Annotated in this window: 23 protein-coding genes, 1 pseudogene and 1 other annotated feature; of the genes and pseudogenes, 14 read left to right on the top strand and 10 right to left on the bottom strand. The window is 48.4% G+C overall.

Going from position 1 to position 23,263, the window contains the following annotated elements; genetic code table 11:
* The 6 genes and pseudogenes from D9597_RS10260 to wzzB form a co-directional block, all read left to right on the top strand.
* A partial coding sequence (locus D9597_RS10260; RefSeq protein WP_032198334.1) for an ISAs1 family transposase occupies positions 1–457 on the top strand: 457 nt, incomplete at its 5' end.
* An 11-nt stretch (positions 458–468) separates the two neighbouring features.
* Positions 469–1,001, top strand: a pseudogene (locus tag D9597_RS10255) (ISAs1 family transposase); the annotation flags it as partial.
* A gap of 77 nt (positions 1,002–1,078) precedes the next feature.
* Positions 1,079–2,698, top strand: coding sequence for a sulfatase-like hydrolase/transferase (locus D9597_RS10250; protein ID WP_240780428.1), 1,620 nt, complete (start codon positions 1,079–1,081; stop codon positions 2,696–2,698).
* 134 nt (positions 2,699–2,832) lie between these two features.
* Positions 2,833–4,239 (top strand): NADP-dependent phosphogluconate dehydrogenase, encoded by a 1,407-nt coding sequence (gene gndA, locus D9597_RS10245; protein ID WP_000043455.1) that lies wholly within the window; start codon positions 2,833–2,835, stop codon positions 4,237–4,239.
* A 244-nt stretch (positions 4,240–4,483) separates the two neighbouring features.
* Positions 4,484–5,650 (top strand): UDP-glucose 6-dehydrogenase, encoded by a 1,167-nt coding sequence (ugd, locus tag D9597_RS10240; RefSeq protein WP_130222311.1) that lies wholly within the window; start codon positions 4,484–4,486, stop codon positions 5,648–5,650.
* Between the two features lie 144 nt (positions 5,651–5,794).
* Positions 5,795–6,775: an LPS O-antigen chain length determinant protein WzzB gene (gene wzzB / locus D9597_RS10235; RefSeq protein ID WP_130216536.1), complete on the top strand. Its 981-nt coding sequence runs from the start codon at positions 5,795–5,797 to the stop codon at positions 6,773–6,775.
* A 95-nt stretch (positions 6,776–6,870) separates the two neighbouring features.
* Here the strand turns inward: wzzB and hisIE are convergent, their stop codons facing one another.
* The 9 genes from hisIE to hisL all read right to left on the bottom strand — a co-directional run bounded on the left by hisIE (position 6,871) and on the right by hisL (position 14,100).
* The gene (gene hisIE, locus D9597_RS10230) at positions 6,871–7,482 is read right to left on the bottom strand and encodes a bifunctional phosphoribosyl-AMP cyclohydrolase/phosphoribosyl-ATP diphosphatase HisIE (RefSeq protein ID WP_053886216.1); all 612 of its coding nucleotides are present in this window, start codon (positions 7,480–7,482) and stop codon (positions 6,871–6,873) included.
* Positions 7,476–8,252, bottom strand: coding sequence for an imidazole glycerol phosphate synthase subunit HisF (gene hisF / locus D9597_RS10225; protein ID WP_130216367.1), 777 nt, complete (start codon positions 8,250–8,252; stop codon positions 7,476–7,478). Before hisF ends, hisIE begins: the two co-directional genes overlap by 7 nt.
* Positions 8,234–8,971: a 1-(5-phosphoribosyl)-5-[(5-phosphoribosylamino)methylideneamino]imidazole-4-carboxamide isomerase gene (gene hisA, locus D9597_RS10220; protein WP_130216369.1), complete on the bottom strand. Its 738-nt coding sequence runs from the start codon at positions 8,969–8,971 to the stop codon at positions 8,234–8,236. The genes hisF and hisA overlap by 19 nt, the downstream gene beginning before the upstream one ends.
* On the bottom strand, positions 8,971–9,561 hold the full coding sequence (hisH, locus tag D9597_RS10215; RefSeq protein WP_096842980.1) for an imidazole glycerol phosphate synthase subunit HisH: 591 nt from the start codon (positions 9,559–9,561) through the stop codon (positions 8,971–8,973). The genes hisA and hisH overlap by 1 nt, the downstream gene beginning before the upstream one ends.
* Positions 9,561–10,628, bottom strand: a complete 1,068-nt coding sequence (hisB, locus tag D9597_RS10210) for a bifunctional histidinol-phosphatase/imidazoleglycerol-phosphate dehydratase HisB (protein ID WP_130222309.1) — start codon at positions 10,626–10,628, stop codon at positions 9,561–9,563. Before hisB ends, hisH begins: the two co-directional genes overlap by 1 nt.
* Positions 10,628–11,698 (bottom strand): histidinol-phosphate transaminase, encoded by a 1,071-nt coding sequence (hisC, locus tag D9597_RS10205; protein WP_130222307.1) that lies wholly within the window; start codon positions 11,696–11,698, stop codon positions 10,628–10,630. Before hisC ends, hisB begins: the two co-directional genes overlap by 1 nt.
* Positions 11,695–12,999: a histidinol dehydrogenase gene (gene hisD, locus D9597_RS10200; protein ID WP_130222305.1), complete on the bottom strand. Its 1,305-nt coding sequence runs from the start codon at positions 12,997–12,999 to the stop codon at positions 11,695–11,697. The genes hisC and hisD overlap by 4 nt, the downstream gene beginning before the upstream one ends.
* 5 nt (positions 13,000–13,004) lie before the next feature.
* The gene (hisG, locus tag D9597_RS10195) at positions 13,005–13,904 is read right to left on the bottom strand and encodes an ATP phosphoribosyltransferase (RefSeq protein ID WP_000131780.1); all 900 of its coding nucleotides are present in this window, start codon (positions 13,902–13,904) and stop codon (positions 13,005–13,007) included.
* Positions 13,905–13,950: 46 nt separating this feature from the next.
* Positions 13,951–14,074: a sequence feature (His leader region), on the bottom strand.
* On the bottom strand, positions 14,050–14,100 hold the full coding sequence (hisL, locus tag D9597_RS10190) for a his operon leader peptide (RefSeq protein ID WP_001364200.1): 51 nt from the start codon (positions 14,098–14,100) through the stop codon (positions 14,050–14,052). It overlaps the preceding feature by 25 nt.
* Before the next feature lie 434 nt (positions 14,101–14,534).
* Here hisL and D9597_RS10185 point away from each other — a divergent pair, with 434 nt between their 5' ends.
* The 4 genes from D9597_RS10185 (at position 14,535) to plaP (ending at position 17,959) form a co-directional block, all read left to right on the top strand.
* The gene (locus tag D9597_RS10185) at positions 14,535–15,359 is read left to right on the top strand and encodes an SDR family oxidoreductase (RefSeq protein WP_130222303.1); all 825 of its coding nucleotides are present in this window, start codon (positions 14,535–14,537) and stop codon (positions 15,357–15,359) included.
* A 45-nt stretch (positions 15,360–15,404) separates the two neighbouring features.
* Positions 15,405–16,334: a LysR substrate-binding domain-containing protein gene (locus tag D9597_RS10180; RefSeq protein WP_130222301.1), complete on the top strand. Its 930-nt coding sequence runs from the start codon at positions 15,405–15,407 to the stop codon at positions 16,332–16,334.
* Between the two features lie 214 nt (positions 16,335–16,548).
* Complete coding sequence (gene yoeI / locus D9597_RS10175) at positions 16,549–16,611, top strand: membrane protein YoeI (protein WP_010723108.1); 63 nt, start codon at positions 16,549–16,551, stop codon at positions 16,609–16,611.
* Complete coding sequence (plaP, locus tag D9597_RS10170; protein ID WP_000019197.1) at positions 16,601–17,959, top strand: putrescine/proton symporter PlaP; 1,359 nt, start codon at positions 16,601–16,603, stop codon at positions 17,957–17,959. Before yoeI ends, plaP begins: the two co-directional genes overlap by 11 nt.
* Positions 17,960–18,032: 73 nt before the next feature.
* On the opposite strand, the gene sbcB is transcribed toward plaP, so the two are convergent.
* A complete protein-coding gene (sbcB, locus tag D9597_RS10165) occupies positions 18,033–19,457 on the bottom strand; it encodes an exodeoxyribonuclease I (protein ID WP_130222299.1) in 1,425 nt (474 codons plus the stop codon).
* Positions 19,458–19,668: 211 nt separating this feature from the next.
* Here sbcB and dacD point away from each other — a divergent pair, with 211 nt between their 5' ends.
* From dacD to D9597_RS10145, 4 genes are all read left to right on the top strand, one after another.
* Positions 19,669–20,835: a serine-type D-Ala-D-Ala carboxypeptidase DacD gene (dacD, locus tag D9597_RS10160; RefSeq protein WP_130222297.1), complete on the top strand. Its 1,167-nt coding sequence runs from the start codon at positions 19,669–19,671 to the stop codon at positions 20,833–20,835.
* Positions 20,836–20,953: 118 nt separating this feature from the next.
* Positions 20,954–21,427: a DNA gyrase inhibitor SbmC gene (gene sbmC / locus D9597_RS10155; RefSeq protein ID WP_130216383.1), complete on the top strand. Its 474-nt coding sequence runs from the start codon at positions 20,954–20,956 to the stop codon at positions 21,425–21,427.
* A 202-nt stretch (positions 21,428–21,629) separates the two neighbouring features.
* A complete protein-coding gene (locus D9597_RS10150) occupies positions 21,630–22,688 on the top strand; it encodes an FUSC family protein (RefSeq protein WP_130216385.1) in 1,059 nt (352 codons plus the stop codon).
* 171 nt (positions 22,689–22,859) lie between these two features.
* A complete protein-coding gene (locus tag D9597_RS10145; RefSeq protein WP_000450409.1) occupies positions 22,860–23,189 on the top strand; it encodes a DUF496 family protein in 330 nt (109 codons plus the stop codon).
* Positions 23,190–23,263: the final 74 nt, after the last annotated feature.

The raw sequence follows: 23,263 nt of genomic DNA, 5'->3' as shown, positions 1-23,263 counted from the left end.
AAAGAGTCACGGCAGAGAAGAGATCCGTCTTCATATTGTTTGCGATGTCCCTGATGAACTTATTGATTTCACGTTTGAATGGAAAGGGCTGAAGAAATTATGCGTGGCAGTCTCCTTTCGGTCCATAATAGCAGAACAAAAGAAAGAGCCAGAAATGACGGTCAGATATTATATCAGTTCTGCTGATTTAACCGCTGAGAAGTTCGCCACAGCGATCCGAAATCACTGGCACGTGGAGAATAAGCTGCACTGGCGTCTGGACGTGGTAATGAATGAAGACGACTGCAAAATAAGAAGAGGAAATGCAGCAGAATTATTTTCAGGGATACGGCACATTGCTATTAATATTTTGACGAATGATAAGGTATTCAAGGCAGGGTTAAGACGTAAGATGCGAAAAGCAGCCATGGACAGAAACTATCTCGCGTCAGTCCTTGCGGGGAGCGGGCTTTCGTAATCTTGCCCTGGCTTAATAAATCCTTTGAGGAAAAATTCCCGCAGAAAGAATTAAATAATCCAAAGCATGACAGTTACGCAATTAGTGAAAAGTGTCAAGGCAGAGAGGAAATCCGTCTGCATATTGTTTGCGATGTCCCTGATGAACTTATTGATTTCACGTTTGAATGGAAAGGACTGAAAAAATGATGTGTGTAGTCTCCTTTCGGTCAATAATAGCAGAGCTAAAGAATGAGCCAGAAATGACGGTCAGATATTATATCAGTTCTGCTGATTTAACAGCAGAGAAGTTTGCGACAGCGATTCGAAATCACTGGCACGTAGAGAATAAGCTGCACTGGCGGCTGGAAGTGGTAATGAATGAAGACGACGGCAAAATAAGAAGGGGAAATGCAGCAGAATTATTTTCAGGGATAAGGCATATCGCCATTAATATTTTGACGAAAGATAAAGTATTCAAGGCTGGGTTAAGACGTAAGATGAGAAAAGCAGCTATGGACAGAGACTACCTCGCGTCAGTCTTTGCGGGGAGCCGGAGTTCGTAATCTTGCTCTGGTGATACAATGCTGAATAAATAACATTAAAAATTTCAAATTAAATGGTTTAACCCAATATGAACTTTATGAGTATTATTAGAATAATTTTACCTTTCTGTATCTTTTTGAGTATTTTACTTTACTCTGGAAGGGCGGATTGTGTTTTTTTATTTACTATTGAATACACACTTACAAGTGTGGCAATCTTTCTAATAAAGAGAAAGTTTGTAAGCAATGCTTTGTGGGGGATTTATCTATCCATTTTAGGTGTGCAGGCAGCGTCGCTATTTAGTTCAGGACAATATTTGATGCCTCTTGCTTTGTCGAATGCTGCAGAAATTGAATCCCTAGGTATTGGTGAGGTAATTAAAGTTTTTTTTGTTTTTATTTTATTTGTTATAGTTTCATTCCTTACGATGCCTTCAGGTGCTCTAATCGAGCGTATTAAATATTATAAATTTAATCTTCTCTGTATAGTATTATTGCTTGTGTGTTCTTTCATAAGTGCGGGGCCAGTATATGCTTTTTATGAAACGGCAAAATTGTTCTATTTACAGCAAACCTTTGAGCCTAGTAAGAAGATCGGAGATGCAGGGAAATCTTTTTTAAAAAGAAGTGTTTTTATTAACCCTATAGGAAATAACTACAATTTCAAAGGTCGTAATGTTATTGTAATATTTACTGAGGGGGTTTCATCTGAAATTATGGGCAGCTCAAAACCTGGAGCATTTTCAGTTACGCCTAATTTAAATAAGTTATCTACTGAAGCACTAAGCTTTAAAAACTATTATAACCATACAGCTGCAACCTTTCGCGGGTTAAGAGGTCAGTTAACTTCTGGCTATCAATTTCGGGATGGTTTTACTGATACTGGTACTGGTATTGGACAATTATCTAACTCAGAAATTAATAATATTTATCTTCACCGTCAAACCTCATTACCGGATATATTGAAAGAGTATGGTTATAAAAGTTATTTTATAGCATCCACCGAAAAAAACAACCCACTCAACACAATGTTGAAAACACTTAATTTTGATAAAGTTCTTGGTATGGGGGATTTTATTGGTTATCAACGAGACAGAATGACGGATAAGCAAACATTTAATGCACTGCAATATTTTTTACGTTCTCAGGAAAATAAAAAAGAACACTTCTTTATTGGTGTCTATCCATCTGGTACTCATCATGGTCAAGATAGTCCAAATGAAAAATATTTTGATGGTAAGAACCCGCTCTACAATAAATTCTATAACTATGATTTTCAGTTAGGGAAATTTGTTGACTTCTTTAGGCGTAGTTCATTTTATAATAATACATTATTAATAATAACGTCAGATCATTCAACATTTCCTTCGACAGAATATAAAAAAGCATTTAATAGCGATTCTCGTTACTTTGTAGGCGAAATACCATTTCTGGTTATTGGAGGAAATATCACTCCTGAAACTTTGGATGCAGACGGTAAAAATTCATTAAGCTTTGCGCCAACAATATTGCACATGTTAGGGATTCAGTATTCAATGAACTATTTTTTGGGATGTTCTCTTTTTGATAAGGAATGCACATCGCCATTTTCACATCTTTCTGCTATTGGTAGTGACTATTTCATTACAAGCAAAGAAAATCATGTTGAACTAATGCCAAATAATAGTGATAGTGAATTAATAAAACTTGTTGAACGTTTTTATAATATCAGTGGATAAGTAGATGATTGGGTAAGAAATAATCGATCCCCTAATTATGAAAAATATGACTGTAAAATAAGATATAAATTAAGCTATTCTTTATCTTAAATAAGCCGCAACCCCGCGGTGACCACCCCTGACAGGAGTAAACAATGTCAAAGCAACAGATCGGCGTCGTCGGTATGGCAGTGATGGGACGCAACCTCGCGCTCAACATCGAAAGCCGTGGTTATACCGTCTCTATTTTCAACCGCTCCCGTGAAAAGACGGAAGAAGTTATTGCCGAAAATCCAGGCAAGAAACTGGTTCCTTACTATACGGTGAAAGAGTTCGTTGAATCTCTTGAAACGCCTCGTCGCATCCTGTTAATGGTGAAAGCAGGTGCAGGCACGGATGCTGCTATTGATTCCCTGAAACCATATCTCGATAAAGGCGATATCATCATTGATGGTGGTAATACCTTCTTCCAGGACACCATTCGTCGTAACCGCGAGCTTTCTGCAGAAGGCTTTAACTTCATCGGTACGGGGGTTTCCGGTGGTGAAGAGGGCGCGCTGAAAGGACCTTCTATCATGCCTGGTGGGCAGAAAGAAGCCTATGAACTGGTTGCACCTATCCTGACCAAAATCGCCGCCGTGGCTGAAGATGGTGAACCGTGCGTTACCTATATTGGTGCCGATGGCGCAGGTCACTATGTGAAGATGGTTCACAACGGTATTGAATACGGTGATATGCAACTGATTGCTGAAGCCTATTCTCTGCTGAAAGGTGGTCTGAATCTCTCTAACGAAGAACTGGCACAAACCTTTACCGAGTGGAATAACGGTGAACTGAGCAGCTACCTGATCGACATCACTAAAGACATCTTCACCAAGAAAGATGAAGACGGTAATTACCTGGTTGATGTGATCCTGGATGAAGCAGCAAACAAAGGTACGGGTAAATGGACCAGTCAGAGCGCGCTGGATCTAGGCGAACCACTGTCGTTGATTACTGAGTCTGTGTTTGCTCGTTATATCTCTTCCCTGAAAGATCAGCGCGTAGCCGCGTCTAAAGTACTGTCGGGTCCACAAGCGCAGCCAGCAGGCGACAAAGCAGAGTTCATCGAAAAAGTTCGCCGTGCGCTTTATCTGGGTAAGATTGTTTCTTACGCGCAGGGCTTCTCGCAGTTACGTGCGGCGTCTGAAGAGTACAACTGGGATCTGAATTATGGTGAAATTGCGAAGATCTTCCGTGCCGGTTGTATCATTCGCGCTCAGTTCCTGCAGAAAATCACGGATGCTTACGCCGAAAATCCGAAGATTGCTAACCTGCTGTTAGCCCCGTACTTTAAGAAAATTGCCGACGATTACCAGCAAGCTCTGCGTGATGTTGTTGCTTATGCGGTGCAGAACGGTATTCCAGTACCTACCTTCTCTGCAGCGGTTGCTTATTATGACAGCTATCGTGCCGCAGTACTGCCTGCAAACTTGATCCAGGCACAGCGTGACTATTTCGGTGCGCATACCTATAAGCGCATTGATAAAGAAGGTGTATTCCACACGGAATGGCTGGATTAATCTGATTTAATCAGTATTAAACTAAGGCCCGGCATTTATCGCCGGGCTTTTTTTTGCTATCAATCTTATTGATTTAAATTCATTGCTTAATACTAACTTAATAAATAGCAGCTATTCTTATAAAGAAAATCTGAAATGTTTTTCGTTTCGTTGACCAGACATCATCGTGGCGTTAAAACTTTTAACTCTTATCAGGATGCTAAAACATCATGATTCATAGTTAAGTTAATTCTGAGAGCATGAAATGAAAATCACCATTTCCGGAACCGGTTATGTTGGCCTGTCTAATGGGCTATTAATCGCACAAAATCATAACGTTGTAGCATTAGATATTTTACCATCTCGCGTTGCAATGCTAAATGATCGGATATCTCCTATTGTTGATAAAGAAATTCAGCAATTTTTGCAATCAGACAAAATACGTTTTAATGCCACGTTAGATAAAAAAGAAGCCTACCGGAATGCTGATTATGTAATCATCGCAACCCCGACCGACTATGATCCTAAAACCAATTATTTCAATACATCCAGCGTAGAATCAGTAATTAAAGATGTTACAGAAATAAACCCTCATGCAGTAATGATTATTAAGTCCACGGTTCCGGTAGGTTTTACGGCCGCGATGCAAAAAAAATTCAAGACAGAGAACATCATCTTCTCCCCTGAATTCCTCCGAGAAGGCAAAGCCCTTTACGATAACCTTCATCCTTCCCGTATTGTGATAGGCGAACGTTCTGAACGTGCACAGCGGTTTGCCGCGTTATTACAGGAAGGGGCAGTTAAGCAAAATATCCCGACTCTGTTTACTGATTCAACAGAAGCAGAGGCCATTAAACTTTTTGCCAATACTTACCTTGCAATGCGCGTGGCGTACTTTAACGAGCTGGACAGTTATGCAGAAAGCCTTGGATTGAACACCCGTCAAATCATTGAAGGTGTTTGTCTTGATCCTCGTATCGGCAATCATTACAACAATCCATCATTTGGTTACGGTGGTTACTGTTTGCCGAAAGATACCAAGCAGCTTCTGGCAAATTACCAGTCTGTGCCAAATAACATCATTTCTGCCATCGTTGAAGCTAACCGTACCCGCAAAGACTTTATTGCCGATGCTATCTTGTCGCGTAAACCAAAAGTCGTAGGGATATATCGCCTAATTATGAAGAGCGGTTCAGATAACTTTCGTGCGTCTTCCATTCAGGGGATCATGAAGCGTATCAAAGCTAAGGGGGTAGAAGTGATTATCTATGAACCGGTAATGAAGGAAGAAATGTTTTTCAATTCACGTCTGGAAAGTGATCTCGCGACTTTTAAGCAACAGGCTGATGTCATTATCTCTAATCGAATGTCAGAAGAGCTTAAAGATGCAGCAGACAAGGTCTACACCCGCGATCTTTTCGGTAGCGACTAACTATCTGTAATCAGATGATTTTTGGCGGTAGTTGGTATCTATGTTCATGTAACAATTCATTATATTTATTGTTTATCCTATGGCATTCATACGGATTATCGCTAAACTATGGCGACCTGAAATTTTCCGTCTGTTAGGGTAATGATGAAAGTTGAAAATAATAATATTTCTGGGCACAACAATGACCCGGAACAGATTGATTTAATTGATTTACTGATGCAACTGTGGCGTGGGAAGATGACCATTATCGCCACAATCATTGTGGCTATCGTGTTGGCTATTGGATACCTGGCAGTAGCGAAAGAGCAATGGACATCAACAGCCATTGTCACTCAGCCCGATGTGGGGCAAATTGCCGGCTATAACAACGCCATGAATGTAATTTATGGCCAAGCTGCGCCAAAAGTAGCTGATTTACAGGAGGCGTTGATTGGTCGCTTCAGTTCCGCTTTCTCTGCATTAGCGGAAACGCTGGATAATCAGGAAGAACGCGAAAAACTGACTATCGAGCCCGCTGTTAAAAACCAGCCGTTACCGTTAGCTGTTTCTTATGTCGGGCACACTGCGGCGGATGCACAGAAAAAGCTGGCTGAATACATTCAACAAGTTGATGACCGAGTGAATGAAGAGCTGGAGAAAGACCTGAAGGATAATATCGCTTTGGGTATGAAAACCTTGCAGGACTCCCTGAAAACTCAGGAAGTGGTGGCTCAGGAGCAAAAAACGCTGCGTATCCGCCAGATTCAGGAAGCGTTGCAGTATGCGAATCAGGCGCAGGTAACAAAGCCGCAGATTCAGCAGACTGGTGAAAATATTACTCAGGATACGTTGCTTTTGTTAGGTAGCGAAGCGCTGGAGTCGATGATAAAGCATGAAGCGACCCGTCCGCTGGTTTTCTCGCCTGGTTACTATCAGACTCGTCAAAACCTGCTGGATATCGAAAGTCTGAAGGTTGATGATCTTGATATTCATGCCTACCGTTACGTTATGAAACCCACACTGCCAATTCGTCGCGATAGCCCGAAAAAGGCCATCACACTGATTCTGGCTGTACTGCTGGGCGGCATGGTTGGCGCGGGAATTGTGCTGGGGCGTAATGCTCTGCGTAATTACAACGCGAAGTAATCTTTTCGGTTTTAAAGAAAATGGGCAGGGTGGTGACACCTTGCCCGTTTTTTTGCCGGATGCGACAACAACATCACATCCGGTCAGCCTGCAACTCACTGATGCCGTTTACGCAGGTTCTCAATCACCGTCGTTAAATCCAGGTCCTGATCCTGCAACAGTACCAGCAGGTGATACATCAAATCCGATGCCTCGTTGGTCAGTTCAAAGCGGTCATTTACCGTCGCGGCCAGTGCGGTTTCCACGCCTTCTTCGCCCACTTTCTGCGCAATGCGTTTGGTGCCGCTGGCATACAGTTTGGCTGTGTAAGAGGTTTCCGGGTCGGCAGATTTACGTTCGGCGAGCAGTTGTTCCAGTTGATAAAGGAACAGCCACTGGTGAGCGGTGTCGCCGAAGCAGCTGCTGGTGCCTTTGTGGCAGGTGGGGCCGATGGGATTCGCCAGCACCAGTAACGTGTCGTTGTCGCAGTCCGGGGCAATACTCACCACATTGAGAAAATTGCCCGACGTTTCGCCTTTGGTCCATAGTCGCTGTTTAGTGCGCGAGAAGAAGGTGACTTTGCCGCTTTCGATGGTTTTGTCTAAGGCTTCCGGGTTCATATAGCCCAGCATTAACACTTCGCCAGATACCGCGTGTTGCACAATCACCGGCATCAGTCCGTCGGTTTTTTCCCAGTCCAGTTCGCGGCGTTGTTGTTCTGTTAACATATCCTGATCTCCACGCCCTGTGTTGCCAGGTACGCTTTTAATTCACCAATATTGATTATTTGTTTGTGGAATACCGAAGCTGCCAGCGCGCCGTCAACGTCGGCATCGCGGAAGGCTTCAAGGAAGTGCTCCATAGTGCCCGCGCCGCCGGAGGCAATCAGCGGAACGTGGCAGACTTCACGCACTTTTCTCAGTTGTTCGAGGTCGTAACCGTTACGCACGCCGTCCTGATTCATCATGTTGAGGACGATTTCTCCGGCACCGCGTTTTTGCACTTCCTCTACCCAGTCGAGTGTTTCCCACTGAGTGACGCGGGTGCGGCTTTCATCGCCGGTATATTGATTCACATGATATTTACCGGTTTCGGCGTCGTACCAGGTATCAATGCCGACCACAATACACTGCACGCCAAAGCGATCTGCCAGGCGAGTAATTAATGTTGGGTCTGCCAGCGCAGGGGAGTTGATGGAAATTTTATCCGCGCCAAAGGAAAGAATTTTGGCGGCGTCATCCAGCGATTTAATCCCACCCGCCACGCAGAACGGAATGTCGATTACTTCCGCCACGCGAGATACCCAGCTTTTATCTACTACACGGCCATCGCTGGAAGCGGTGATATCGTAGAACACCAGTTCGTCTGCACCTTCTTCGGCGTAGCGTTTTGCCAGCGGCACGATATCGCCAATGATTTCATGGTTACGAAACTGTACGCCTTTCACCACCTGACCATCACGAACGTCGAGACATGGGATTATGCGTTTTGCCAGCATGCGATGGCCTCCTTCACGGTGAATTTACCTTCCAGTAATGCCCGACCAACTATTACGCCGCGTACGCCAGTACCACGCAGGGCAGCGACATCATCAATGTCGCCAATGCCGCCGGAGGATTGAAATGCCACCTGCGGATATCTGGCGCAGACTTCCTCATATAAAGAGACGTTAGAACCTGCCAGCGTGCCGTCGCGCGAGATATCGGTACACAGCACATGTTTCAGGCCGACGGGCAGATAGGTTTCCACCAGTTGTTCCAGCGAAACGCCCGAGTTCTCTTGCCAGCCGCTAACCGCCACCTGCTTGTTGCCTTGCTCGTCAATGCGTACATCCAGCGCCAGCACTAACGCATCCGCACCGAAGCGTTCAAACCAGCCTTTCACCATTTCTGGTGATTTCACTGCGGTGGAGCCGACCACCACGCGCGCAACGCCTGCTTCCAGTAACGTCGCCACATCTTCTTTGCTACGCACGCCGCCACCAACCTGCACAGGGACGTTAACGCCTGCGACCAGCGTTTTAATCAGAGAAATTTGTCGTTTAGCCGGATCTTTTGCCCCGGTCAGATCCACCAGGTGCAGCACTTCGGCACCCTGCGCGGCGTAATCCTGTAAGCGCGGCAGCGGGTCGTTACCGTAATCGCGCTGTTTGCCGTAATCACCCTGATGGAGACGCACCACAGTGCCGTCGATTAAATCTAATGCCGGAATAATCATCACATCTCCAGGAAGTTTTTCAGCAGCTTAGCGCCAGCGGCACCAGAACGCTCCGGGTGGAACTGCACGCCGTAGAAGTTATCTTTTTGTACCGCCGCGGTGAACGGTTCGCCGTAATTACACTGGGCGATGGTCCACGGATTGACCGGCATTGCGTAACTGTGAACAAAGTAAAAGTACGCGCCGTCTTCAATCCCCTGAAACAGGCGGTTGCCTGCCTGCGGGTAAACGCGGTTCCAGCCCATATGCGGCAGGGGCAGACCAAAGTCGGTCATTTTCGGCACGTCTTCGTCGATGATGCCCAGCAAGTCGACGCCGTTGCTCTCTTCGCTGCGCCGCCCCAGCAGCTGCATCCCTAAGCAGATGCCCAGCACCGGTTGGGTACAGGCTTTGATGAGTTCAAACAGCTCGCGTTCACGCACCTGATCCATCGCTGCTTGCGCAGTGCCAACGCCGGGCAAAAACAGTTTATCGGCCAGCAACACCACGTCCGGGTCACGGCTGACTTTTGGTTCATAACCGTGGCGCGCAATGGCTGATTTCACCGAGTTCAGGTTGGCGCAGCCGGTATCAAGGATCACCACGTTCATTACAGCACTCCTTTCGACGAGGGCAGGGTGTCGCCTTCCACGCGGATGGCCTGGCGCAGGGTGCGACCAAAGGCTTTGAACAGGCTCTCTACACGGTGGTGATCGTTTTTACCTTTGGTTTTCAGGTGCAGGGTCACGCCCATGGTGTAAGAGAGCGAACGGAAAAAGTGCTCGATCATTTCGGTGCTGAGATCGCCTACGCGCTGGTAGGTAAATTCAGCTTTATATTCCAGGTGCGGGCGACCAGAGATATCCAGCGCGCAGCGGGCAAGGCATTCGTCCATCGGCAGCACAAAACCAAAGCGGCAAATACCGCGTTTGTCGCCGAGGGCAATTTTTAACGCTTCGCCCAGCGCCAGGCCGGTATCTTCGACGGTGTGGTGATCGTCGATATAGAGATCGCCTTTGACGTTGATTTCCATGCGGAAACCGCCGTGGGTGGCAATCTGGTCCAGCATGTGATCAAAGAAGCCAACGCCAGTGTTAATTTTGCTGCCGCCTTCGCGATCCAGCCACACCTGAACGTCAATCTGCGTCTCTTTGGTGTTACGTACTACGTGAGCGTAACGGTCGCGTTTAGTGAGCTGCTCGCCAATCATCGGCCAGTTCAGGGTTTCGCGGTCGTAGCGTAAACCATTAATGCCCATGTTTTCCGCCAGTTGAATATCGGTCGCGCGATCACCAATCACATAACTGTTAGCGCGATCCATCGCTTGCTCAGCCAGATAACGCTCCACCAGTTTTACTTTCGGCTTACGGCAGTCGCACTCATCTGCGGGCAGGTGCGGGCAAATCAGCACTTCATCAAACTGCACGCCTTGCGAGGTGAAGATCTGCATCATTAAATTGTGCGGGCCATCGAATTCCGCCTGCGGGAAACTTTGTGTTCCAAGACCATCCTGATTGGTGATCATCACCAGTTTGTAGCCCGCTTTTTGCAGCTTCAGCAGCTCCGGGATCACACCCGGTTCAAAGGCGAGTTTGTCAAAACGGTCCACCTGAAAATCACTCGGCGGTTCGCTAATCAGGGTTCCATCGCGATCGATAAAAAGATACTTCTGACTCATTAAACTTGCTCCGCACGTAAGGCGTCAATGACGCGCTGGCTTTCTTCTCGGGTTCCGACGGTAATTCGCAGGCAGCCGCTTAAAGAGGGTTGTTTATTCTGATCACGTAAGATAATGCCCTGATCCCACAAAGATTTAAATACTGCGCTGGAGGCTTTAAAGCGCGCCAGAATGTAGTTGGTTTCAGAGTCAAAAACCTGCTCCACGCAGGGGATCTCTTTCAGTACGGCAATCAGGTATTCACGTTCAGCAATAATTTGCGCCACCCGTTCACGCATGGCGACGATCCCCTGCGGGCTTAACGCCTGGGCCGCAATGTCGGCAACCGGCGTCGAGAGCGGGTAGGGGGCGATCACTTTCATTAGCAGGTTGATGACTTCTTCGTTTGCCAGCGTAAAACCGCAACGAAGGCCCGCCAGAGCAAAAGCTTTTGACAGTGTGCGCAAAATAGCCAGGTGCGGATATTCCGCCAGCCAGCCAGCCAGCGATGCCTGCGGGCAAAACTCGATATAGGCTTCATCGGCAACCACAATGGCTTTACCGCGCGTTAACTCCAGCAGCGTGCGAAAATCCTGCGGATTGATCAGTTGCCCGGTCGGGTTGTTGGGGCTGCAAACATAGACCACTTTTACGCCATCCAGCTTGTCGGAAATGCCCTGCAAGTCCAGTTGCCAGTTGTCCAGCGTTGGCACTGTGCGGCACTCGACGCCAATGGTTTCGGCGCTGACGCTGTACATGCCGTACGTTGGCGGGCAGTAGAGGATGGCGTCTTTACCTGGTTCGCAAAAGGCGCGGATCAGCAGTTCAATACCTTCGTCCGCGCCACGGCTGACCAGCACCTGCTCCGGCTTCACGCCTGCATACTGCGCGTAATTTTCAATCACCGTTTTCGGCTGGCATTCCGGGTAGCGGTTGAGCGTTTGCTGAGTAAGCTGAAACTCCACGGCTGTGGGGTATTCGTTGGCGTTCAGCCAGACATCGCCGTTACCGCCCAGACGACGCGCCGATTGATACGGCGTCAGGTTGCGGACGTTTTCACGCACTAAATCGGTAATAGTCACGGTGCTCATGCTTGCTCCTTAAGGGCGTTAACACGCAAAGTAACGGCATTTTTGTGGGCGGTCAGGCGCTCGGCGGCGGCCAGTGTTTCAATGGTCGAAGCCAGCGCGGAGAAACCTTCTTTCGACAGTTCTTGCACGGTCATGCGCTTCTGGAAATCCGCCAGCCCGAGGCTGGAACTGGTGGCGGTGTAACCGTAAGTCGGCAGTACATGATTGGTGCCGGAGGCGTAATCACCTGCCGATTCCGGTGACCAGTCACCAAGAAATACCGAACCGGCACTGGTGATGCCATCGACCAGTTCGCGGGCGTTGCGGGTCTGAATGATCAGGTGCTCCGGGCCGTACTGGTTAGAGATCTCTACGCACTGCGCTAAATCGTTGGTCACGATCAGGCGGCTGGCGCTCAGTGCCTGACGTGCGGTTTCAGCTCTCGGCAGTTCTGCCAGCTGGCGTTCGACAGCTTCGGCAACGCGACGCGCCATATCAGCATCGGGCGTCAGTAAAATCACCTGTGAGTCCGGGCCGTGTTCAGCCTGGGAGAGCAAATCAGATGCCACGAAATCCGGCGTAGCGCCGCTGTCGGCAATGACCAGCACTTCCGACGGGCCTGCGGGCATATCGATCGCCGCACCGTCCAGACGCTGGCTTACCTGACGTTTTGCTTCGGTGACAAAGGCGTTGCCAGGCCCGAAGATTTTGTCCACTTTCGGCACAGATTCAGTACCAAACGCCAGTGCGGCAATGGCCTGTGCGCCGCCGACGTTAAACACGTCCTTTACGCCACACAGCTGCGCCGCGTAAAGGATCTCATCGGCAATCGGCGGCGGTGAGCACAGCACCACTTTTTTACAGCCCGCAATACGCGCCGGAGTCGCCAGCATTAATACCGTTGAGAAGAGCGGGGCGGAGCCGCCAGGAATATACAAACCAACCGAAGCCACCGGGCGCGTGACCTGCTGGCAACGCACGCCTGGCTGCGTTTCTACATCTACCGGCGGCAGTTTTTGCGCAGTGTGGAAGGTTTCAATGTTCTTTACTGCCACCGCCATCGCCTGTTTTAGCTCGTCGCTCAGGCGTTCGCTGGCGGCGGCGATCTCCTCAGCAGACACCTTCAGCGCGGTAACCGTGGTTTTATCAAACTTCGCGCTGTATTCCCGCAGGGCCTCATCGCCGCGTGCTTTCACGTTATCGAGAATATCGTTAACGGTGCGGGTAATGCTTTCAGAAGCGGAGATCGCCGGGCGCATTAACAGCTGGCGTTGTTGCTCCGCAGTACAGCTATTCCAGTCAATGATTGTGTTAAAGCTCATGGCGATCACTCCATCATCTTCTCAATCGGCAGGACCAGGATTGAACTGGCACCCAGCGCTTTCAGTTTTTCCATCGTTTCCCAGAACAGGGTTTCGCTGCTGACCATGTGCATCGCTACGCGCTGTTGATCACCTGCCAGCGGCAGAATAGTTGGGCGTTCGGCACCTGGCAGCAGGGCGATGACGTCATCCAGGCGCTCGGTCGGTGCGTGCATCATGATGTATTTTGATTCGCGCGCCTGGATCACGCCCTGAATACGGGTCAGCAGTTTGTCGATCAGCTGCTGTTTGGATTCTTCCATTTCGCCATCGCGCTGGATCAGGCAGGCTTTCGAGCGGTAGATAACTTCGACTTCGCGCAGGCCGTTAGCTTCCAGCGTGGCACCGGTGGAAACCAGATCGCAAATCGCATCCGCCAGTCCGGCGCGCGGGGCGACTTCGACAGAACCATTCAGTAAGCAGGATTTAAAAGAGATGCCTTTCTGGTCGAGATAACGCTTGAGCAGGTGAGGATAAGAGGTGGCGATACGTTTACCGTTTAAGGAGAGCGGGCCGTCCCAGGCTTCATCAACTGGCGTTGCCAGCGAAAGGCGACAACCGCCGAAATCGAGACGACGCAGGGTAAAATAACGCGGATCTTCACCCTGGGCGCGGCGGTTAAGCAGTTCTTCTTCCAGCACGTTTTCGCCGATAATCCCAAGATCTACCACGCCGTCCATTACCAGACCGGGAATGTCGTCGTCACGCACGCGCAGAATATCAATCGGCATGTTTTCAGCCATTGCGATCAGGCGCTGAGTGTGAAGATTAATTTTTATGCCACAGCGCGCCAGCAATTCGCGTGAGTCATCACTTAAACGTCCGGATTTCTGCATAGCTATGCGTAAACGAGTGTTGTCTGTCATTTTCTTTTTCCTCTTTATACCTGTCTGAACCGTTATCAACCGCGCAATAAAAAAGCCCCCGGAAGGTGATCTTCCGGGGGCTTTCTCATGCGTTCATGCACCACTGGAAGATCTGAATGTCTTCCAGCACACATCGCCTGAAAGACTAGTCAGGGTGATGGTGATGATGGTGGTGTTTAAATTGAACGCGTGTCATAAAAGTCTCTGTGAATGTTTATTCAACTGATGTCTTTTAACCTAAACCACTTTCACGTTAGAAAGCAAGGGCTTTTTTATATATTTTGTGGCGAGGGATTTGTTTAATGAATGAGCGGGGAAAGGAGGAGGGCTAAGAGTGAGTACTTTAAAAAAGTAATCGTGAAAACATGTCTTTAAAACCCTCAAGAACATTGTGTTCTGTAACTAAAGCGGGCTTTGTTCATGCCGGATGCGGCGTGAACGCCTTATCCGGCCAACAAATGTTGCGTAAATTCAATATATTGATGTTTTTGTAGGCCTGATAAGCGGAGCGCATCAGACAATTGTATAATTCTATATTTGCTAACAGTTTCGATTCATTCATAGAATGAATTGTCAGTTTTGATACGCTGGCGTAGCCTTATAGATCTAAGGTGTATCAGGAGAAAACGGATGAAAAAGGTCGCAATTGTCGGGTTAGGGTGGTTAGGCATGCCGCTGGCGATGTCACTTTCAGCGAGAGGCTGGCAAGTCACCGGGAGTAAAACTACACAAGATGGTGTAGAAGCGGCCCAAATGAGTGGCATTGATAGCTATCTGCTTCGCATGGAGCCCGATTTAGTTTGCGACTCTGACGATCTGGATGCCCTGATGGATGCCGATGCGCTGGTGATTACGCTTCCGGCACGCCGCAGCGGCCCCGGCGATGAGTTCTATTTACAAGCAGTGCAGGAGCTGGTGGATAGCGCGCTGGCTCATCGTATTCCCCGCATTATTTTTACCAGCTCAACGTCTGTCTATGGCGACGCACAAGGCACGGTGAAAGAAACCACCCCGCGTAATCCGCTGACCAACAGTGGACGAGTATTAAAAGAACTCGAAGACTGGCTGCATAACTTACCTGGTACTTCGGTTGATATTTTGCGTCTTGCGGGGCTGGTCGGGCCAGGGCGTCATCCCGGACGCTTCTTTGCCGGAAAAACCGCGCCTGATGGTGAACATGGTGTGAATTTAGTTCACCTGGAAGATGTTATTGGCGCTATCACTCTGTTGTTACAGGCACCTAAAGGCGGACACATCTATAATATATGTGCGCCAGCTCACCCTGCGCGCAATGTTTTCTATCCGCAGATGGCCCGTTTACTGGGGCTGGAGCCTCCGCAGTTCAGAAATAGTCTGGACAGCGGCAAAGGTAAAATTATTGATGGGAGTCGGATCTGTAATGAACTGGGATTTGAATACCAGTATCCCGATCCGCTGGTAATGCCGCTGGAGTAAACCATCACGCCAGCAGGACGCCGCATACACTGCAAGGGGGCGTGTATGAAACCACTGCTGGATGTGTTGATGATCCTCGATGCCTTAGAAAAAGAGGGCAGTTTTGCGGCGGCGTCGGCCAAACTCTATAAGACGCCGTCCGCTCTGAGTTACACCGTTCACAAGCTGGAAAGCGACCTTAATATTCAATTGCTTGATCGTAGCGGTCACCGCGCTAAATTCACCCGCACCGGAAAAATGTTATTAGAGAAGGGGCGGGAAGTTCTTCACACTGTCCATGAGCTGGAAAAACAAGCGATCAAACTCCATGAAGGCTGGGAAAATGAACTGGTGATTGGTGTTGATGATACCTTTCCCTTTTCACTGCTTGCGCCACTTATTGAAGCCTTTTATCAACATCACAACGTCACGCGTCTGAAGTTTGTCAATGGCGTTCTCGGCGGTTCCTGGGATGCCCTGACTCAGGGGCGAGCAGATATTATTGTTGGCGCGATGCATGAACCGCCATCTTCCAGCGAATATGGTTTCTCGCGGTTGGGCGATCTGGAGCAAGTTTTCGCGATTGCTCCTCATCATCCGCTAGCTCTGGAAGAGGAACCGCTAAATCGCCGTATCATTAAACGCTATCGGGCGATTATCGTGGGTGATACTGCGCAGGCTGGCGCATCTACGGCATCACAACTTCTCGACGAACAAGAGGCCATTACCGTATTTGATTTTAAAACCAAACTGGAATTACAAATCAGCGGTCTTGGTTGCGGTTATTTACCGCGCTATCTGGCGCAACGTTTTCTCGATAGTGGTGCGTTAATTGAGAAGAAAGTGGTTGCGCAATCCCTCTTTGAACCCGTATGGATTGGATGGAATGAACAAACCGCAGGGCTTGCCAGTGCGTGGTGGCGTGATGAGATTTTAGCAAATAGTGCTATTGCTGGTGTTTATGCAAAATATGATGACGGAAAATCAGCCATTTAAATAAAAAATTATATGACAAGCCTCTCATTCTCTTGTCATTTACCCCCCATTTAGGCACAATGCGCCGCTGTCAAAAAATGACTAAAAACCGACGTTTCATCCGCGTCGGTTATTTTTTGCTTCAAACCAATCATTCATACCAAGAGGCCGGGCTTCGTACCGGATAGATATTTACTAAAAATCGACAGTTGTTGTCGCTGAGGAATCCAAAAAAATGGGGCAATTTTTTGCTTACGCGACGGTTATCACCGTAAAGGAGAATGACCATGTCGCATAACGTTACTCCAAACACCTCTCGCGTGGAATTGCGTAAAACGCTTACGTTAGTTCCGGTTGTAATGATGGGTCTTGCCTATATGCAGCCGATGACGCTGTTTGATACTTTTGGTATCGTTTCAGGCCTCACGGATGGTCATGTGCCGACAGCCTATGCGTTCGCATTGATTGCGATCCTGTTTACGGCTCTGAGCTACGGGAAGCTGGTTCGCCGCTATCCTTCTGCTGGCTCTGCATACACTTACGCCCAGAAATCCATTAGCCCGACGGTTGGCTTTATGGTGGGTTGGTCTTCTCTGCTCGACTATCTGTTCGCGCCGATGATCAACATTCTGCTGGCGAAAATCTATTTTGAAGCTCTGGTGCCTTCTATCCCATCGTGGATGTTTGTGGTGGCGCTGGTGGCCTTTATGACCGCCTTTAACCTGCGTAGTCTGAAATCCGTAGCGAACTTCAACACCGTAATCGTGGTGTTGCAGGTAGTGCTGATCGCGGTGATTCTGGGCATGGTTGTTTATGGCGTATTTGAAGGTGAAGGCGCTGGTACGCTGGCGAGCACGCGTCCGTTCTGGTCCGGTGATGCGCATGTCATCCCGATGATTACCGGTGCGACAATCCTGTGCTTCTCCTTTACCGGCTTTGACGGCATCAGCAACTTGTCGGAAGAAACCAAAGATGCAGAGCGCGTGATCCCACGTGCGATTTTCCTGACCGCGCTGATTGGCGGCATGATCTTCATCTTTGCAACTTACTTCCTGCAACTGTACTTCCCGGATATCTCTCGCTTTAAAGATCCGGATGCATCACAGCCTGAAATCATGCTGTACGTTGCGGGCAAAGCGTTCCAGGTTGGCGCGCTGATCTTCTCCACCATTACCGTACTGGCGTCCGGTATGGCGGCGCACGCAGGCGTAGCGCGTCTGATGTACGTAATGGGTCGTGACGGCGTGTTCCCGAAAAGCTTCTTCGGTTATGTACACCCGAAATGGCGTACTCCGGCGATGAACATTATCCTGGTTGGCGCGATTGCTCTGCTGGCAATCAACTTTGACCTTGTAATGGCAACGGCGCTGATTAACTTTGGTGCGCTGGTGGCGTTCACCTTCGTTAACCTGTCGGTTATCTCTCAGTTCTGGATCCGTGAGAAGCGTAACAAGACGCTGAAAGATCACTTCCAGTATCTGTTCCTGCCGATGTGTGGTGCGCTGACTGTAGGTGCGCTGTGGGTTAACCTGGAAGAAAGCTCAATGGTTCTGGGGCTGATCTGGGCGGCTATCGGTCTGATTTACCTGGCTTGCGTGACTAAGAGTTTCCGCAACCCGGTTCCGCAGTACGAAGACGTTGCATAATCTTTAAAGCCGGATGACATAATCATCCGGTAAATCTAAAAAAGCCGGAGTTTATCGCTCCGGTTTTTTTATTTCAGACGATCTCTTCCGCGTACTGCCAAAGCGCTTTTAACAGCGCTACTTTCTCTTTGTCATCGGCATATTGTTGTGCCAGCATCTGCAATTCATCAGCATAACCTTGCAAAAATTCTGCGGTGAAGACCTGACGGCGGTGCTCCAGCCAGCGTTGCTGCTCGGCGTAATCCAGCGTCCCGGGGAAGTTACGCGCCCGATAATTGAACAACAGTTTCTCAATACGTTTATCGACAAAGGTGATATCCAGTGCCGGTAAATTACGCGGCTCGGTTTCCAGGACAATTTTCATTGCTGCGCGATCGGCGTCACTGAAAAAGCCATTATAGAGCTGTGCATCGACGTTATCTGAAGGTGTAAATGGTTCGGCTTCAGCAAATATCGCCACTACTTTTTCGCGGACTTGCGGGTTATCACGCAGAATTTTCAGGTTATCGAGACAATGCTGACGATTAATTCCTAACCTGTCGGCATCTTCCGGGCGTAGCGTATTCGCCTGTGCCAGCACCGGGCATTTATTGATATGCACCAGCTTAACCGGGACTGCGGCGTTATCGCCCAGATCGGCCTTTGCGGTGTACAGACGCTCGCGCAGCGTGTCGCTGTCCAGCTCCAGGAGTGGCGAGATATCTCCCGCCAAATCCACCATAATCACGGCATTGCGATTTTCAGGATGCCACGCCAGTGGCGCCACCCAGCTGGTATTGCCGCGCCATGCGCCAAACATACCGGAAACATGTACCAGCGGTTTCATCTGCGGCACATCAATCAACGCCGTCAGTTTGTGCTTATTACGATGGGTAAAGAGATAATCAAACAGGCGTGGTTGACGTGTTTTCACCAACTTCGCCATCGCAATAGTGGCGTACACATCGGCCATCGCATCGTGGGCGTTGCTATGTTCAATACCATTAGCTTTGGTTAAATGTTCAAGTCGAAAGCTCGGTAAACCATCTTCATTTTCAGGCCAGTTAATCCCCTCCGGGCGCAGGGCATAACAGGCACGCATCACGTCAAGCAGATCCCAGCGAGAGTTATCATGCTGCCAACTCCAGGCATAGGGATCGTAGAAATTACGATAAAAGATATTGCGCGTAACTTCGTCGTCAAAACGCACATTGTTGTAACCAAGAATACAGGTCTTCGGTATGGTAAAAAGCGAGTGAATACGGGCGGCAAAGGCAGCTTCGTTTTCCCCTTTTGCACGCGCTTCCTGTGGCGTGATTCCGGTGATTAACACCGCCCCTGGCTGGGGTAAATAATCGTCCGCAGGCTTACAGTAAAAGACTTCAGGTTCGCCGATAATATTGAATTCGCTATCAGTGCGAATGGCGGCAAACTGCGCAGGGCGATCTAACGCGGGGTGCGTGCCAAAGGTTTCGTAATCATGAAACAAAAAGGTAGATTGTTGCTTACCGTCATTCATCGTTAGGTTAAATCCGTTATTTCTGTTGTATGCCAGAGTATCAAATATCACCGTGCTAATCAGCTTTAGAGCGATATTTTGGCTGCGTGTGGAAACAGATAATGTCAGATTAAAATGAGATAAATGTCACATTTTCTTGCACTTTATTCCAGCCAGTTCATCAGGATTTCCGTAAAAAGAACAGCTATTGGAAACACCTGAGGATTTGCTGTTGAAACGCCGTCTTATTATTGCTGCTTCTTTGTTCGTTTTTAATTTATCGTCTGGTTTTGCGGCGGAAAATATTCCCTTTTCACCCCAACCTCCGGAGATTCATGCGGGATCATGGGTTTTGATGGATTACACAACCGGACAGATCCTCACGGCGGGTAATGAGCACCAACAACGTAACCCTGCCAGCCTGACTAAGCTAATGACGGGCTATGCCGTCGATCGCGCTATCGATAGCCATCGCATAACACCAGACGATATTGTCACTGTGGGACGCGATGCGTGGGCGAAAGATAATCCTGTTTTTGTCGGCTCTTCACTGATGTTTTTGAAAGAGGGCGATCGTGTTTCGGTACGTGATTTAAGCCGTGGATTAATTGTGGATTCCGGCAATGACGCCTGTGTGGCGCTTGCGGATTATATTGCCGGGGGGCAACGGCAGTTCGTCACAATGATGAACAATTACGCTGAAAAGTTGCATTTACAGGATACCCATTTTGAAACGGTTCACGGTCTGGATGCGCCGGGCCAGCATAGCTCAGCCTATGATTTAGCTGTGCTTTCTCGCGCCATCATCCACGGCGAACCTGAGTTTTACCATATGTACAGCGAAAAAAGCCTTACCTGGAACGGCATCACCCAGCAAAACCGAAACGGGCTATTGTGGGATAAAACCATGAACGTTGACGGCCTGAAAACCGGGCATACATCCGGGGCCGGGTTTAATCTCATTGCTTCGGCGGTGGATGGGCAACGCCGTCTCATTGCAGTGGTAATGGGGGCCGACAGCGCAAAAGCTCGCGAAGAAGAGGCTAGAAAATTACTGCGTTGGGGGCAGCAAAACTTTACTACGGTGCAAATTTTGCACCGTGGGAAAAAGGTCGGTACGGAACGCATCTGGTATGGTGATAAAGAAAACATCGCACTGGGAACGGAACAAGAGTTCTGGATGGTGCTGCCGAAAGCGGAAATCCCAAATATCAAAGCAAAATATACCCTTGATGGTAAAGAACTAACTGCGCCAATTGCTGCTCACAAGCGGGTAGGGGAAATTGAGCTGTACGACCGCGATAAATTGGTTGCGCATTGGCCATTGGTTACCCTGGAGTCTGTCGATGAAGGCGGTATGTTTTCCAGATTGAGCGATTATTTCCACCATAAATCCTGACCTTTATTTAGCGCCGACTGGCAGGAGTGCGAGTCTGCTCGCATAATCAACACTCATTCCTTGTGGTATTTACATTGCAAAATACACTGTACAAAAAAACAGTGTATGTGGAGGCGTCATGAACTACGAGATTAAGCAGGAAGATAAACGTACCGTTGCAGGTTTCCATCTCGTTGGCCCGTGGGAACAAACGGTGAAGAAAGGTTTTGAGCAGTTGATGATGTGGGTAGACAACAAAAAAGTTGTGCCTAAGGAATGGATCGCCGTCTATTACGATAACCCAGATGAAACACCTGCCGAAAAGTTACGTTGTGACACGGTGGTTTCCCTGGAGAACAACTTCACTCTACCGGAAAACAGTGAAGGCGTGATCCTGACGGAAATCTCCGGTGGGCAATATGCGGTTGCCGTTGCTCGCGTAGAAGGCGATGATTTTTCTACGCCATGGTATCAGTTTTTTAATACTCTCTTGCAAGACAGTGCTTATCAGATGTCACCTAAGCCCTGTTTCGAAGTTTATCTTAATAACGGAGCGGAAGACGGCTATTGGGATATTGAAATGTATGTCGCAGTGCAGCCGAAAATGGGTTAATGCTGGTGCAACAACAGGGTGTTAACCTGATTGCTTCGCTGTTTTTCGTCATGTAAAAGGGTAAAATTGGCCTTCAGACTTCTGATAATCCCTTCGGGAATGTTCCTGATTACTTGTTGTAAGTCGGCTGGACACCTGGTTTAGTGTCTGGCCGCAGTAATCGTTCTGAGTTAACTTTATCCTTATTTAACGGAGTTCCAGCGTGCGAGCTGATAAGTGCCTTAGTCCGTTTGAAATTCGTGTGTACCGTCATTACCGTATCGTGCATGGTACTCGCGTCGCGCTAGCATTCCTGCTGACTTTTCTCATCATTCGCCTGTTTACCATCCCGGAAAGCACCTGGCCGCTGGTCACTATGGTAGTGATCATGGGGCCTATCTCGTTTTGGGGTAACGTCGTCCCTCGCGCCTTTGAACGTATTGGCGGTACGGTGTTGGGGTCGATTTTAGGTCTTATCGCTCTGCAACTGGAGTTAATCTCTTTACCGTTGATGTTAATCTGGTGTGCAGCAGCCATGTTCCTTTGCGGCTGGTTGGCACTGGGCAAGAAACCTTATCAAGGCTTATTGATTGGTGTGACGCTGGCGATTGTTGTTGGTTCCCCGACAGGTGAAATTGATACGGCATTATGGCGAAGCGGCGATGTGATCCTCGGCTCTTTACTGGCAATGTTGTTTACCGGTATCTGGCCACAACGGGCGTTCATCCACTGGCGCATTCAACTGGCGAAAAGTCTGACCGAATATAATCGGGTCTATCAATCAGCATTCTCACCAAACTTACTCGAACGCCCACGTCTGGAAAGCCATCTACAAAAACTCCTGACCGATGCCGTGAAAATGCGTGGGCTGATTGCACCCGCCAGCAAAGAAACCCGTATTCCAAAATCGATATATGAAGGTATCCAGACGATTAACCGTAATCTGGTTTGTATGCTGGAGCTGCAAATCAATGCTTACTGGGCCACGAGGCCCAGTCATTTCGTGCTACTGAATGCGCAAAAACTGCGCGACACACAGCAAATGATGCAGCAAATAGTGCTGACTCTTGTTCATGCCCTGTACGAAGGTAATCCACAGCCGGTTTTTGCTAATACAGAAAAACTGAACGATGCTGTGGAAGAGTTGCGCCAGTTGCTCGCTAATCATCATGATCTGAAAGTCGTTGAGACGCCGATTTATGGCTATGTATGGCTAAACATGGAAACGGCGCATCAACTGGAGTTGCTGTCAAATCTGATTTGTCGGGCTTTGCGCAAATAAATTCCGACCTTCAGAATCAAATTGTTGCTGCTTCGATTCAGCAAGGATAAAGGGTATGATAGTGAATAGGGATAAAAGCATTGTCATCTGCGGCAGCTATGAGTAATGTTGGCCCTAACGAATAGCGGTTGCTTAAACGAATCCGACTCTCACATTATCAGGGGTATAAAAATGGAAACTACCAAGCCTTCATTCCAGGACGTGCTGGAATTTGTTCGTCTGTTCCGCCGTAAGAACAAACTGCAACGTGAAATCCAGGACGTTGAGAAAAAGATCCGTGACAACCAGAAACGTGTCCTGCTGCTCGACAACCTGAGCGACTACATCAAACCTGGTATGAGCGTTGAAGCAATTCAGGGCATCATCGCCAGCATGAAAGGCGACTATGAAGATCGTGTTGATGATTACATCATCAAAAATGCTGAGCTCTCCAAAGAACGCCGCGATATCTCCAAAAAGCTGAAAGCTATGGGCGAAATGAAAAACGGCGAAGCGAAGTAATTTCTACTTTATTCAATGAGGATTGCCGGGCAATCCTCATTGTTCATTGATTCTTTTCTCCGTGTCGTAAGTCA

This window comes from Escherichia sp. E13S3 (genome assembly GCF_004212325.1).
Classification (GTDB): Bacteria; Pseudomonadota; Gammaproteobacteria; order Enterobacterales; family Enterobacteriaceae; genus Escherichia.
This window is presented reverse-complemented; position numbering and strand designations above follow the sequence as displayed.